Annotated in this window: 15 protein-coding genes; 8 read left to right on the top strand and 7 right to left on the bottom strand. The window is 62.5% G+C overall.

The window, feature by feature from the left end:
• Nucleotides 1-76: 76 nt before the first annotated feature.
• Complete coding sequence (locus PQR62_RS07195) at nucleotides 77-715, top strand: ABC transporter ATP-binding protein (RefSeq protein ID WP_408156272.1); 639 nt, start codon at nucleotides 77-79, stop codon at nucleotides 713-715.
• 10 nt (nucleotides 716-725) lie between these two features.
• Nucleotides 726-1,520 (top strand): ABC transporter permease, encoded by a 795-nt coding sequence (locus PQR62_RS07200; protein WP_408156274.1) that lies wholly within the window; start codon nucleotides 726-728, stop codon nucleotides 1,518-1,520.
• Nucleotides 1,521-1,545: 25 nt separating this feature from the next.
• On the opposite strand, the gene PQR62_RS07205 is transcribed toward PQR62_RS07200, so the two are convergent.
• The 6 genes from PQR62_RS07205 to PQR62_RS07230 form a co-directional block, all read right to left on the bottom strand.
• Complete coding sequence (locus tag PQR62_RS07205; RefSeq protein ID WP_408156276.1) at nucleotides 1,546-2,376, bottom strand: ABC transporter permease; 831 nt, start codon at nucleotides 2,374-2,376, stop codon at nucleotides 1,546-1,548.
• 8 nt (nucleotides 2,377-2,384) lie between these two features.
• Entirely contained in the window at nucleotides 2,385-3,173 is a 789-nt protein-coding gene (locus PQR62_RS07210; RefSeq protein WP_408156277.1) for an ABC transporter permease, read from the bottom strand.
• Nucleotides 3,170-4,189, bottom strand: a complete 1,020-nt coding sequence (locus tag PQR62_RS07215; RefSeq protein WP_408156279.1) for an ABC transporter substrate-binding protein — start codon at nucleotides 4,187-4,189, stop codon at nucleotides 3,170-3,172. Before PQR62_RS07215 ends, PQR62_RS07210 begins: the two co-directional genes overlap by 4 nt.
• 69 nt (nucleotides 4,190-4,258) lie before the next feature.
• Nucleotides 4,259-5,170 carry a TauD/TfdA dioxygenase family protein gene (locus PQR62_RS07220; protein ID WP_408156281.1) on the bottom strand — a complete coding sequence of 304 codons (912 nt, stop codon included), beginning with the start codon at nucleotides 5,168-5,170 and terminating at the stop codon, nucleotides 4,259-4,261.
• A 7-nt stretch (nucleotides 5,171-5,177) separates the two neighbouring features.
• Entirely contained in the window at nucleotides 5,178-5,960 is a 783-nt protein-coding gene (locus PQR62_RS07225) for a class II aldolase/adducin family protein (protein WP_408156283.1), read from the bottom strand.
• Nucleotides 5,961-5,981: 21 nt separating this feature from the next.
• On the bottom strand, nucleotides 5,982-6,791 hold the full coding sequence (locus tag PQR62_RS07230; RefSeq protein ID WP_408156285.1) for an ABC transporter ATP-binding protein: 810 nt from the start codon (nucleotides 6,789-6,791) through the stop codon (nucleotides 5,982-5,984).
• A 364-nt stretch (nucleotides 6,792-7,155) separates the two neighbouring features.
• On the opposite strand from PQR62_RS07230, the gene PQR62_RS07235 reads away from it, so the two are divergent.
• The 6 genes from PQR62_RS07235 to PQR62_RS07260 all read left to right on the top strand — a co-directional run bounded on the left by PQR62_RS07235 (nucleotide 7,156) and on the right by PQR62_RS07260 (nucleotide 13,406).
• Nucleotides 7,156-7,896: a GntR family transcriptional regulator gene (locus PQR62_RS07235; protein ID WP_408156287.1), complete on the top strand. Its 741-nt coding sequence runs from the start codon at nucleotides 7,156-7,158 to the stop codon at nucleotides 7,894-7,896.
• A 173-nt stretch (nucleotides 7,897-8,069) separates the two neighbouring features.
• Nucleotides 8,070-8,855, top strand: coding sequence for an SDR family oxidoreductase (locus PQR62_RS07240; protein WP_408156290.1), 786 nt, complete (start codon nucleotides 8,070-8,072; stop codon nucleotides 8,853-8,855).
• A 225-nt stretch (nucleotides 8,856-9,080) separates the two neighbouring features.
• The gene (locus PQR62_RS07245; protein WP_408156292.1) at nucleotides 9,081-10,232 is read left to right on the top strand and encodes a pyridoxal phosphate-dependent aminotransferase; all 1,152 of its coding nucleotides are present in this window, start codon (nucleotides 9,081-9,083) and stop codon (nucleotides 10,230-10,232) included.
• Between the two features lie 29 nt (nucleotides 10,233-10,261).
• Nucleotides 10,262-11,140 carry an alpha/beta fold hydrolase gene (locus PQR62_RS07250; protein ID WP_408156293.1) on the top strand — a complete coding sequence of 293 codons (879 nt, stop codon included), beginning with the start codon at nucleotides 10,262-10,264 and terminating at the stop codon, nucleotides 11,138-11,140.
• Between the two features lie 21 nt (nucleotides 11,141-11,161).
• Complete coding sequence (locus PQR62_RS07255; RefSeq protein WP_408156295.1) at nucleotides 11,162-12,418, top strand: Zn-dependent hydrolase; 1,257 nt, start codon at nucleotides 11,162-11,164, stop codon at nucleotides 12,416-12,418.
• Between the two features lies 1 nt (nucleotide 12,419).
• On the top strand, nucleotides 12,420-13,406 hold the full coding sequence (locus tag PQR62_RS07260) for a cupin domain-containing protein (RefSeq protein ID WP_408156297.1): 987 nt from the start codon (nucleotides 12,420-12,422) through the stop codon (nucleotides 13,404-13,406).
• Nucleotides 13,407-13,565: 159 nt separating this feature from the next.
• On the opposite strand, the gene PQR62_RS07265 is transcribed toward PQR62_RS07260, so the two are convergent.
• Nucleotides 13,566-13,775 (bottom strand): hypothetical protein, encoded by a 210-nt coding sequence (locus PQR62_RS07265; protein WP_408156299.1) that lies wholly within the window; start codon nucleotides 13,773-13,775, stop codon nucleotides 13,566-13,568.
• Nucleotides 13,776-13,966 lie beyond the last annotated feature (191 nt).

The raw sequence follows: 13,966 nt of genomic DNA on the forward strand, positions 1-13,966 counted from the left end.
AAGCTCCTCAATGCAGCTCCTTAATGCAGCCGGTTCGCCAGCCCGATCAAACCACTCATCGCTTCCTCTTGCGGACATGACCCCGACCTCCATTCCTGACTCTGCCGCGCATGCTTCCGTCGCCGCACTTGAGGTGCAGTCGCTGTCATCGGCGGTGGTTGAGCCGACCTCGTTCACGCTGCAGGCCGGCGAATGCGTGGCGATCCGCGGCGTGTCCGGCGCCGGCAAGACGCGTCTGCTGCGCCTCATCGCCGATCTCGATCCCGGCCAGGGCGAGGTGCTGCTGTACGGGCAGGCGCGCGGGCGCATGCCGGCGCCGCTGTGGCGTCGCCAGGTGGTGTATCAGGGGGCCGAGTCGAACTGGTGGGAGAACACGGCGGCCGCGCATTTCAGCGTGCAGCAACTGCCCTTCGTGCACGATCTGCTGCCGCGTCTGGCGCTGACGCCGGATCGGCTGGAGGCCGACATCACGCAATTGTCGACCGGTGAACGCCAGCGCATGGCGCTGATCCGCTCGCTGGCCGTTACCCCCAGGGTCTTGCTGCTGGATGAGCCGACCAGCGCGCTCGACGCCGACAATGTGCGACGCGTGGAAGCGGTGCTGGCGGAGCGCATGCAGGCCGGTCTGGTGATACTCATCGTGACCCATTCGGAAGAGCAAGGCTTGCGCATGGCCGGCAGGGACATCGAAATACACAAGCGGAGTCAGCCATGAAGGCACCCGCATGAACGCCATTCAACTTTCAACTGAAGACCTGTTGCTGGCTTCGCTGCTGGTGCTGGTCAACGGCGGCCTGTCGATGGCGCTGGGTTTGCGCGTGCATCGTTCGCTGTTGGTGGCGGCGCTGCGCATGGTGGTGCAGTTGCTGCTGGTCGGTCTGGCCCTGCGCTATATCCTCGAATGGAAATCCGCACTGGCGACTTCGCTGGTGGTGCTGGTGATGATCGCCGCCGCCGCCCGCGAGGTGGCGGTGCGGCCGGCGCGCCGCCTGCGCGGCTGGCAGTCCTACGGCATCAGCGGCGCCATGGTCAGCGCCACTTCGCTGCTGACGGTGCTGCTGGCGCTGCTGACTGCGATCCGGCCCGAGCCCTGGTACGACCCGCGTTATGCAATCCCGCTGATGGGCATCGTGCTGGGCAGCATCCTCAATTCAGCCAGCCTGACGCTGGATGTGTTCTTCAACAGCGTCTATAACTTCCGCAGCGTGATCGACTCGCGGCTGGCGCTGGGCGAAGCGCGCTTCGTCGCCTTGCGCCGCTACATCATGGCGGCGGTGCGCAGCGGCCTGATGCCCAATATCAACCAGATGTCGGCGGCCGGCATCATCACCTTGCCCGGCATCATGACCGGCCAGATTCTGGCGGGCATGGACGCGGTCAGCGCCGCCAAATATCAGATCCTGCTGATGTTCATTCTGGCCGGCGCCAGCGGTCTGGCCGCCATCGGCTGCGCCTGTCTGGCGGCCTGGCTGGTGACTGACGAGCGCCACCGTCTGCGCATCGAACGTCTGCGCGCCTGAGGCGCACCGGACATCTCTGCCGCCCTTACTTCCAGTAAATGATCTTGCGCTCGGCGTAGCCCACCGCGCCGAAGAAGATCATGCTGGCGGCCGAGGCCACGAAGATGGCTGACCACACCTGCACGAAGTCGATCTGCAGCACCGCCTGAAAGATGGTCCAGCCGAGGCCGCCGGTGGCGCCCAGCATTTCGGTGACGATGGCGACGATCATGCTGCGCACCGTCGATACCCGCATGCCGGCTGCGATCAGCGGCAGCGCCGCCGGAATGCGCAGACGCCACAGGATGGAGAAGCGATTGCCGCCGAAGCTGCGCATCAAGGCCACGGCGCGCTGATCGATCTGGCCGAGCCCGGCCAGCGCACTCAGAAAGATCGTGAAGCCGACCGCCAGCGTCACCATCACGATCTTCGATTGCGGGCCGATGCCGAACCACAGCAGCACCAGCGGCGCATAGGCCACCACCGGCACCGAGTTGATGGCAATCGCAGCCGGCAGCATCACGCGCCGCACGGCCGGAATCATGGTCATGATCACCGCCAGCGAAACGCCGGCCAGACTGCCCAGCGCAAAGCCGCTGATCGCTTCCATCACCGTCATCTGCGCGGCTTCGAACAGTTGCGCGCGCTGGGTGAAAACGGCGATCAGAATGTCGCTGACCTTGGGCAATATATAGGCCGGCAAGGACAGCAGCCGCACCGAACCTTCCCACAACGCGATCAGCAGCACCGCGCCGAGAATGGCCCAGCCGACGGCGGCCTGCGGCGATTGCGGGCCGTCGATCTGCGGCGCCGGCGCCGGATTTTTCTTGCGCGCCGCCGGTGCATCGGCAGCGGCCGGGGTTTTACTGATGCTCATGCTCTCGCTCATGCCAGCTCACTTTTCCAGAAGACGAAGCGGTGTTCGATCCAGGCCAGCAATCCGTAGAAGGCCGTGCCCAGCAGCGCCGAGGCCAGCATCGCGGCCCATAGCGCCACCACGTTTTCGTTGTACATCGCCTGCAGCAGCAACACGCCCAGACCGGTGGTGTCGCCGAACCATTCGCCGACGATGGCGCCGACCAGGCTCAGCGTCGAACCCAGACGCAGCGCCACGAAAATCTGCGGCAGCGCAATCGGCAATTGCAGGCGCAGCAGCAGTTGCATGCGCGAGGCGCCGAAGCTGCGCAGCAGCGCAATCTGACGCGGATCGACCGCCTGCAGGCCGACCAGCGTATTGACCGTGACCGGGAAGAAGGTCAGGTAAAACGCAATCACTGCCTTGGCCAGCAAGGTGTTGCCGAACCACAGCACCACCAGCGCGCCGAAGGCGATGACCGGAATCGTCTGCGACACCACAAACAATGGAAACACCATACTGCGCAGCAGCCGCGAGCGCGAGAACAGCACGCCGTTGAGCACGCCGACCACGGCGCCGGCGGCAAAGCCGATCAGGGTCTCCGACAAGGTGCGCAGGAAGCCGTCGACGTAAGCCTGCGGCGTAGCGAAGATGGCGCTGAGAATGGCGCTGATGCGGGGCAGGTAATACAGCGGGATATTGAAGAACACCACGCATCCCTCCCACACCAGCGCGAAGCCGGCGATGATCAGCAGGCCGCGCAGCAGCGTGCCGGCGGCGGCCGGCCAGGCAGCGTTGGTGGAAGGGAGTGCAATCATGGCAGGCGGTCCGCGAGCGGAATGGTGTTGAGGAAGCTGGCGTTGAAGGCGGTGTTCAGATCCACCGGCTTGCTGATCACCTTGTACTTCAGCAGGAAATCATGCGCCTTGACCACCGCCTTCGGATCGATGGCAAACAGGCCGTTCTTCTCGGCATCGCCGGCCTTCATCAGGCGGATCACTTCGGTCAGCATGGCTTCCTGATGTGCGCGTTCCAGCGTCGGTGCGATCTTCATGACGGTATCGACGGCGCCCTTGGGATCCTTGATCGCATCTTTCCAGCCGCGCAGCGTGGCACGCAGGAAAGCTTCCACCAGCTTCGGTTTTTCCTTGGCGGTCTTTTCCGACACGATCAGGGTGTCGCGCGGAAAGCTGATGCCGTAATCCTCGGCCACGAACAGGCGCAGCTTGTCGGCGCCCATGCGGTTCTTGATGGTGTTGAGTTCGTTGTACCAGGTGGCGGTGATTACATCCACGCTGCCGTCGACGAAGGGCGTGACGCTGACCTGCTGCGGCTGCAGCTTGATCTGATCAGGCGTGATGCCCTTGTTGGCGAGCATGCCCAGCAGCACGTAGTTGGCGCCGGTGAACCAGGCGGTGATGTTCTTGCCCTTGAAATCTTCCAGGGTCTTGATCGGGCCATCCTTGCGCGCCACGAACACGAAAGGCGTGAGCTGATGCGCCACGCCGATGCTGATGATGGGCAGGTTCTTGTCGCGCGCGGCGAATACGCTGTCGGTGCCGCCCGACAAGCCGAAGGTATCGGTGCCGGCCGCCACCAGATTTTCAGTCAGCAGATTCGGGCCGCCCGGATTGATGGTGAGGTCGATGCCTTCATCCTTGTAATAGCCCTTGGCCTGCGCCACATAGAAGCCGGCGAACTGGGTTTGCGGCAGCCATTTCAGACGCAGCGAGGCCTTGGTCAGCTCGGCCGATTGCGCCGGTGCGGAAAATCCGGCACAGGCCACGGCCGTGGTCAGTGCGCTCAGGGCAAGGAGAAAGCGGCGTTTCAACATGGGATATTCCTCAAGAGTGGGACTGCTGAATGAAATTTAAAAGCCGGGTTGCTGCTGGTGTGCTGAAGCTCAGAACGGGCGGTCGCCATGCACCGTCGTGCGATGCATCACGCGGCGATACTTGTTGTCGTCGTAAGGCGTGGCGCAATGCATGGTGCAGCGGTTGTCCCAGATCACCAGATCGCCGTCGCTCCATTGGTGGCGATAGGTGAAGGCGCCGCTGATGGCATGCGCATTCAGCTCGGCCAGCAGCGCGGTGCTTTCGGCTTCCGGCAGACCGACGATTTCCTTGACGATGTCCTGACCGACATACAGCGACAGACGGCCGGTGACCGGATGCGTGCGCACCACCGGTTGCACCACGTCCGGCGTGCGCGCTTTCTGTTCATCACTCAGCGGCGCGCGGTCGGCGAAGGCCTTGCCGTAGTAGCCGGTATAGGAGTGCACCGCCTTCATATTGCGAATGCGCTGCTGCATGGCCGGATCAAGCGCTTCATAGGCGCTGTGCATGCTGGCGAACAGGGTATCTGCGCCTTCCGGCGGCGTTTCAATCGCGTGCAGCAGCGAACCCATGCTGGGCTCGGCCATGTACGACAGATCCGAATGCCAGTTCCAGCCTTCCTTGTGATTGCCGATGGGCTTGCCGTTTTCGGCCACGTTGGAGAGCACGTAGATTTCCGGATAGCTGGTGGTGAGGAATTGCTTGAGCACGTGGATCATCAGATCGCCGAAACGGCGGCTCAGCGCCACGTGTTGTTCCTGCGTGATGTTCTGGCGCTTGAGGATCAGCAGCGAATGCTGATTCAGCGCAGCGATCAGGGCGGTGACGGTGGCTTCATCCGGTTCCTGGCTCAGATCCAGATTGCGCACCTCGGCGCCGAAGCTCGGCATCAGGGGCTGCAGATCAAGTACGGCTGGCATGGTTTTCAGATCCGGCGTGGCGCTGGAAAATTCGGTCGCATTCTTGTTGATGGCATTCATGGCAGTCCTATTCCCTGAAAGATGAATCGTGGCGATCGAGCTGGCGCAGCAGTGCCGGCCATTCGCGTTCGCCTGGTATCAGAATGTCGCCCTGCTGTTCCCAGAACTGGCAGGCGGCCTTTTCGCAGATGTCGTGCGGCGGCACCACGATGTCGCCGCCGCCGGCCACCGCCGCCTGCAGCGACAACTGGATGCGCGCGGCGCGTTCGAAGTAGTACAGCAGCATGAAGGCTTCGCCCGGCGTACGACCCACGCTCAGCACGCCGTGATTGCGCATCAGCATCAGGCGCGATTCGCCGAGGTCGGCAACCAGACGGCGCTGCTCATCCAGATCGATGGCCACGCCTTCGTAATCGTGAAAGGCCTGGCGCTGATAGAAACGCATCGCGAATTGCGACAGCGGCAGCAGACCTTCCGACTGCGCCGAGACCGCCACGCTGGCATCCGAATGCGTGTGCAGCACGCAGGCCGCATCGTGGCGCGCGCTGTGAATCGCGCCGTGAATCACGAACGCGGCGACGTTCACTTCATGCGGCGAGTCATCGATCTTGTCGCCGTTGAGATCGATCTTGACCAGGCTGGAGGCATTGATTTCCTCGAACAGCAAACCGTAGGGATTGATCAGGAACTGGTCCTCATGGCCCGGCACCCGCGCCGAGATATGGTTGTAGATCAGGTCGTCCATGCCGAGTTTTGCAACCAGGCGATAGCAGGCCGCCAGCGCCACGCGGGCTTCCCATTCGGCAGGATCGATGCCGGCCTTACGCGACGGAGTGGTCATGAGCGTCATCGCAGCTTTCCTCTTCTTATGTCAGACGAAGGACTTCATGCTTTCTTCCTCAATCGCTTCCAGCAGATTGCGCTTGAGATTGATGAAGGCCGGTTCAGTCACCAGTTCGGGCCGGCGCGGACGCGGCAGATCGATCTTCTGTTCCAGCTTGATGCGGCCGGGGCGCGCGGTGACCACCAGCACGCGATCGCCCAGAAAGATCGCTTCGTCGACGTCGTGAGTGATGAACAGAATCGTGCGGTTGTGGCGTTGCCAGACATCCAGCAGCCAGCGCTGCATCATGGTCCGGGTCAGAGCATCGAGCGCGCCGAAGGGCTCGTCGAGCAGCATCAGGTCGCGCTTGAAGAGGAAGGTGCGCATCAGCGCCACGCGCTGGCGCATGCCGCCCGAGAGCTGATGCGGCAATTGGTTCTCGAAACCGGCCAGGCCGAATTCGGGCAGCATCTTCAATGCCAGTGCGCGCGCTTCTTTCTTGCTCATGCCGTCCATCTCGATGGCGAGGATGGCGTTGTCGATCACGCTGCGCCAGGGCAGCAGCAGATCCTTTTGCGGCATGAAGGCCACCTGGCCGAGCAAGGCTGAAGCCTTTTGCTGGCGGCCGTCGAAGCTCAGGGTGCCGCCGGCGTCCGGCTCTTCGAGACCGGCGACGATATTGAACAGGGTGCTCTTGCCGCAACCGCTGGGACCGACCACGGTGACGAATTCGCCCTTCCTGATATCGACGTTCAGACCCTTGAGTGCGGTGGTGCTGCCGAAGGTTTTGGAGATGCCGTCCAGACGCAGCAGTGATTCTGCCGGTGCGGGGGACGCAGAGGAGTTCACGTCGCTCACGACTCTGGGCTGGCCAGATGCGCCGAAGTGACTATGGATGCCGCCTTGAATCATCGGTGGCGTTGCTTTGGAATGCACAGTGCCCATTAATGTATACCGATCCTTCCATGTTGTTATGCTCAACAAAGCAACATGCGTGCCAAACATACATGCGGCAAACAGGGAATCGTCATCCGTGCAAATTCACGAAACAATCAGCAGGCCAGAGCTGGCGCGCTAATTGCTGGCTTATCGGGGGAGTCGCTGGATGTAGAATGGCGGCCTGTGGCGGAGCACCGTCAAGTTTGCAACGCTGCTCAGGCAGCGTGGAGAAGAGGTCTTTTGAGCCTCGTGTATATTATTAACGTCAATTGGTATTATAAAAATGGCTGAAAGTGCACAAAAAGAGATCGCCCGTCCCCAAAAGGATGCTTTGCGCACCCCGGTAGCGCGTGAGGAGCTGGAAGTCCAGCCCAACGAAACGCTGGCCGACAGCCTGCAGCGACGTTTCGAACGCGACATCGCCAACGGCACCTTGCTGCCCGGCATGCGCCTGGATGAAAAGGAAATCGCCGAGCGTTTCGGCGTCTCGCGCACGCCGGTGCGCGAAGCCCTGCGCCTGTTGTCGGCCAGCGGCCTGGTCGATCTGCGCGGCCATCAGGGGGTGACGGTGCGGACCATCAAGGTTCAGGCTCTGCTGGAAATGTTTCAGGTCATGGCCGAGCTGGAAGGCCTGTGCGCGCGGCTGGCGTCGCGCCGCATCCTGCCCGAGCAGCGCCTGCAGCTGGAGGAAATCCATGCACGCCTGACCCTGGCCGCGAGCGAGGGCACCATCAATGAGTTCTACGACATCAACAAGGAATTCCACGAGGCGATCTATAGTGTGTCGCGCAATGAGTTCCTGGCGGAGCAGACCCGCTCGCTGCGCAACCGTGTCGGCGCCTACCGCCGTCAGGTGACCTATATGCCGGGCCGCATCGCCGATACGCTGCGCGAGCATGAAGAAGTGATGCAGGCCATCTTCGCCCACGACGGCGACCGTGCGCACGCGGCGATGCGCGGCCACATCAGCCTGCTGGGCGACAACCTGAGCGACTTCATCGCCCATTTCAATGTCGTGAACTGAGTCATGCGGGGCCCGGGGCCTGATGTGCGGGCTCCGGTTTCGACCTGAATCATCTGAAATTCCCTCCCTGCGGCTGTTCTGACGTGTCTTTTTGAAGGGTGTTGGCCGAGTTGGTATGCAAATTGCTAGATTTTGTATATCAACAGCCGAACATCACACACAGGAGAGTCATCTTGCAGCTGAATCTGAACACCAAATCCGTTTTGATCACCGGCGCCTCCAAGGGCATCGGTCTGGCCTGCGCCTACAGCTACGCCGACGAAGGTTGCCGCAAGCTGCATCTGGCCGCGCGCAACGGCGACGCCATGATTAGCGCCAAGGCCGATCTCGAGCAGCGTTACCCCGGCATCGAAGTGGTGGTGCATGCGCTGGATCTGTCGTCGACCGCCGCCATGGAAGCGCTGGTGGAGCAGGTCGGCTATGTCGATATTCTGGTCAACAACGCCGGCGACATCCCGGCCGGTTCGCTGGAGATCGTCAATGACGAAGCCTGGCGCAAGGGCTTCGATCTCAAGGTGTTCGGTTACATCACGCTGGCGCGTGCCTTCTACAGCAAGATGAAGGGCCGCGACGGCGTCATCATCAACGTGATCGGCAACTCCGGCGAAAACTGGGATGCCAGCTACATCGCCGGCAGCACCGGCAACGCCGCGCTGATGTCCTTCACCAAGGCGCTCGGCGGCGCCAGCCTCAACGACGGCGTGCGCGTGGTCGGCATCAACCCGGGCCCGGTCGCGACCGACCGCATGCTCAAGATCATGAAGCGCAAGGCCATCGACATGCTGGGCGACGAAGCGCGCTGGGAAGAACTGTTCGACAAATATCCGGGCAAGCGTCCGGCCACTTCGGAAGAAGTCGCCGATCTGGTGTCCTTCATGTCCTCGCCCAAGGCCGGCTATATCACCGGCACCATCGTCACCATCGACGGCGGCATTGCTTCGCGCGGTTCCGTGATCTGAGAAAGTGAACACGATCTTGCTGCGAGGCCATGATCCGGCGTCGGCAGTGCCCGGAATCCTCGCGTGCCAATGTACGCGCCGGTTGCTCCGCTCCGACTGCCACCGGCTGATGGCCTCTCGCTGCAGATCGTGAACACGTTTTGAGGCAAGACCTTCATCGCTCCTGAGCTGGCCGCTTTTAAAATGAACGCACCGCCCAAGCTTCCAATACGAAAAGAGAACCGCATGTCCAACACCGCCGCACCGTCGAACGCCGACATCCGCAACAAGTATTTCGATGAGCTGTTTTCCACCACCGGCCTGCGCTGGCTGGGGCAGAACACCAACCACATTCCTACCCATCCTGCGGTGCAGGCGGCGATGGTGGCTTCCATCAACGCCGGCGAGTTCAACGCCTACGCGCCGCCGCTGGGTTTCGAGGCGCTGCGCGACGCCATCGTGGCCGACCTCGGCACGCCCGACGCCAAGGCTTTGATCACCGATGGCGGCGTCAATGCGCTGGCCATGGTGTGCCGCGCGCGTTGCCGTCCCGGCACCACCTTCGTGACCACCGATCCGACCTGGAAATGGCCTTGCCTGTTTGCGCGTCAGCAAGGCGCGGAAGTGATCGAAATCCCGATCTACGATCCCGCCTGCAATTACCGCCTGACGGCCGATGCGCTGCGCGCCGTGGTCGATGAACGCACCGCCATCATCTATCTGGTCGATCCGAACAATCCACTCGGCATCTGCTACACCCGCGCCGAGATCGAAGAATTCGCCGCCATCGCCGACGAGTGCGGGGCGCTGCTGGTGCACGACTGCACCTATCGCGATTTCGCCGACAACCATTACCCGGCGATCCATGCCGCGCCGCATAACGCGGTGGTGTCGCTGAGCTTTTCCAAATGGCTGGGTCTGGCCGGTCTGCGCATCGGCGCATTGGTGGCGGCGCCGGCCTTGCTGGAAGAAATCGCCGGTTTCACCAGCAGCGTGCTGGGCGCCAGCGTGGTGGCGCAACGCGCGGCGCAGGCCGGGCTGGCCATCAAGAAAGAATGGATGGAAGAAGTGCGCGCCATCGACCGCGCCAACAAGGCCGCCATCGCCGCCGCCGTCGCCAGGATTCCCGGCCTGTCATTGCCGGTCTATCCCTCGCAGGGCAATTTCCTGGTGCTGGAAACCATAGGCGCCGACATCAAGCCGGAGGCGCTGGTCGATTGCTATTTGCGACGTGGTTTCATGATCCGCCAGGGCGCGTATCACACCCAGCGCTTCGGCGACCGCTTCATCAAGATCAGCACCTCGGTGCCGGCCGAATGGGTGACCGACTTCTGCGCCATCCTGCCTGAAATGGTGGAAGAGGCGCGCGCCATCAAGGAAACCCGTCCGCAATTTTGATCCTCGACATTCTGAAGCAGGAGCAGCGCATGTTCATCACCACCAAAGACAATATTCAATTGCATGTGGAAGAGTGCGGCAGCGGTACGCCGATCTTGTTCATCCACGAATTCGGCGGCAATCATCTGGCCTGGGAGCCGCAGCTCAGCTACTTCAGCCGCCGCCATCGCTGCATCACGTATGCGGCGCGCGGTTATCCGCCTTCGGACGTGCCGGAAAATCTGGACGACTATTCGCAGGTCAAGGCGGTGGAAGACGCGGTCGCGGTGCTGGATGGCCTTGGCATCGCGAAGGCGCACATCGTCGGCCTTTCCATGGGCGGTTTCGCCACCGTGCATTTCGGCCTGATGGCGCCCGAGCGCGCGCTGTCGCTGACGATTGCCGGCGCCGGCTACGGTTGCGAAAAGGATCTGGAAGAATACTTCCGCGGCGTCTCGCGCACCGTGGCCGACAAGTTCGAAAGCATGGGTTCGGAAGCCTTCGCCAAGATTTACGCGCTGGGCGCCAGCCGCGTGCAGTTCCAGAACAAGGACCCGCGCGGTTGGGCCGACTTTGCTGCGCGCCTCGCCACGCATTCGGCCAAGGGCGCCTCGATGACCATGCGCGGCGTGCAGGCCCGTCGTCCTTCCTTCTACGATCTGGAAGACGGTCTCAAGGCCATGCAGGTGCCCTCGCTGGTGATGGTCGGCGATGAAGACGATCACTGTCTGCAACCCGGCATCTATCTCAAGAAAACCATCCCGGCCTGCGGTCTGGTGGTCTTCCCCAAAACCGGCCACACGCTGAATCTGGAAGAGCCCGCAAAATTCAATCAGGAAGTCGCCGAGTTCATCGCTCAGGTGGAAGCCGGCGCCTGGCATAAACGCGATCCGCGCGCCAATCCCGATCAAGTCATGCGTACCGACTGAGGCCGCGCCATGACCATCTCCATGTCCGCATCAGCCGCTGTAGCTGCGCCCGTCCAGATCAATGCAACCCGGCTCTGGCAGCGTCTGATGACGCTGGCGCAGATCGGCGCCACGCCCAACGGCGGCGTCAACCGGCAAGCGCTCAGCGCAGAAGAAATCGAGGCCTGGCATGTGATGCTGGCCTGGGCGGCGGAGGCCGGTCTGGATGCGTTCACCGATCCTGCCGGCAATCTGTTCCTGCGTCTGGCCGGGCGTGACGCCACAGCCTTGCCGGTGCTGAGCGGCAGCCATCTCGATTCGCAGCCGACCGGCGGCCGCTTCGACGGCGTCTACGGCGTACTGGCGGCGCTGGAGGTGCTGGTCAGCCTGTCGGAAAGCGGATGGCGTCCGCAGCGCGATCTGATCATGGTGGCCTGGATGAATGAAGAAGGTTCGCGCTTTGCGCCCGGCATGATGGGTTCGGAAGGCTTCGCGCATCATCGCTCCATGGCCGACATCCGCGCTGCGCGCGACGTCGATGGCGTATTGGCCGGCGATGCGCTGGATCAGTTGCTGCACACCTTTTCCGAGCTGCCGCAACGGCCGCTGGGCTTTCCGCTGGCCGGCTATGTCGAAGCGCACATCGAGCAGGGCCCGGTGCTGGAAGCGCAGGAAAAAACCATAGGCGTGGTCACCGCGATTCAGGGCAAGAAAACCTTTGAAGTCACGATTCAAGGTACGCGCGGCCATGCCGGCACGCTGGCCATGCGCGAGCGGCGCGATGCCGTGACCGCGTTTGCCCGCATCTGTTGCGCGCTGGATGCGCAGATCGGCGGCTACGACGACATCGTCAAGTTCACCATCGGTCGCGTGCAGGTGCTGCCGAATGCGCCATCGGTGATTGCCGGCTCGGTCAGCTTCAGCATCGACCTGCGCCATCCCGACAACGCGATTTTGAACGCGCTCGGCAACCGGGTCGAAGCCATCTGCAACACCGAAGTGCGGCCCTGCGAAGTGGAGGTCAAACTGCTGGTAAACGCGCCGTCCAACGGTTTCGATGCGGCGATACAAGACATGATCGAGCAGTCCGCCGCCACCCGCGGCCTGCCTTCCATGCGCCTGCTGTCGGCCGCCGGTCACGACGCCCGCTACATGGCGCCGCTGTGTCCCAGCGCCATGATTTTCATTCCCTGTCGCGCCGGCGTCAGCCACGCCGAGCACGAATGGAGCGAACCGGAGCAGGTCAGCGCCGGCGCCAATGTGCTGCTCGATACCCTGATTCAACTGGCCGGAGAATAAGATGAGCCAATCCGCCGCAGCCTTGCAGCCGCCGCTCAACATGGCCGACATGCCGGTGCAACTGCCGTCGGCGCCGGCTGATGCCGCGCAGGCGCGCGCCCGTTATTTCAATTCCGGCAATGCCTTCAACGTCACGCTGCCGCCGGTGCCGGCGCACATCTTTCGCGACGAGGCCGAGCTGGCGCTGGCACGGCGGCAGAGCGCAGATGAAGTCAGCGGCTATGTGCTGTGCGATCGCTCGGCGGAACTCGGCTGCGCTTTTCCGGCGACCACGCCGCTGATGCTGGCGCGCTACGCGCATATCGCGGCAGGCGGCAGTCTGTCGGCCAAGCTCGTCGTCACGGGGTCGATCTGGTATGTGATCGCCGGCAGCGGCACGGCGCAATGTGCCGGCATGGAGCAAACGGAGAACTTCAGCTGGATGCAGGGCGATATCTTCCTGCTGCCGGGCGGCGCAGATATCAATCTGCTGGGCGGCGCTGCCGGCGCCACGCTGTGGATGGTGGCCAACGATCCGCAACTGGCGCACGACGGCCTGCAGCCGGGGGCCGGATTCACGGCGCCGGTGCACTATCCCGCAACCGAAATTGCCTTGCAGCTGGAGCGCGTGTTCGCCGCCACACAGGATGAGAAAACCTCGGGCCTGGCGCTGATCTTTTCCAGCGAAAAGATGGAGGCCAGCCACAACATCCTGCCGACCCTGACGCTTTCGTTCAACACCTTGCCGCCGGGCGAAGTGCAGCGCGCGCACAGCCATAATTCGGCGGCGATCACCTTGATCGTGCAGGGCGAGGGATGTCATTCCATGGTGGCCGGCGCGCAATGCGACTGGTCGCCCTGGGCCACCATGATCACGCCGCCGACTGCGCTGCATTCACATCACAATGAGGGCAAGTCGCGCGCGCTGTTTCTGATCGTGCAGGATGGCGGGCTCTACTATCATGCGCGCACCATGGGCTTTCGCTTCGCGCCAGAGGTGCCGGTCTGAACGCTGCAGCTTGCATCAGATATGTTCGCTATGGGACATGAGCCTGAGTCCGATAGCGCTTGAGCTGTCTTCAGTCTTCAATGCCGCATGCTGACGAAAAAAAGGCCGCGCAAGGCGGCCTGATTTTCATTTTTTGCTGAGACCTTCCCTGCACGCGCTTCAGCTTTTGCGGCTGCCTGATTTACGATCATTGGCTGCGCTCTTGCCGCCCATGGCTTGCTGACCGGCGTTTTTCTGACCGGCCTGGGACTTCTGATCCTGCCCGCTCTCGCGGCCAGGACCGGATTTGGCCGCCTTCGGCTCATTCTTTGCCTTGGCGTTTTCCAGTGTGATGGTGCTGTGTTTGCTGCTGCGATTGTCTTCCGACATGTGAATCTCCTGAGATGGGGTCGAGGTGATTCGCCGGCGGATTCGACCATACTTCCCGGAGGCGATACCGCATACTCTGCTCAAGGAGTGGGGTTAGCTGTAGGCGCAAGGCGCATACGGGCGTGGTCTAAGAAGAGGGAAAATGAATTGTCAGGAGAAGTACCTGGCGTTCCCCGAGCGTTCAGCTCCTT

Source organism: Herbaspirillum lusitanum (assembly GCF_046025995.1).
Taxonomy (GTDB): Bacteria; Pseudomonadota; Gammaproteobacteria; order Burkholderiales; family Burkholderiaceae_D; genus Herbaspirillum; species Herbaspirillum lusitanum_A.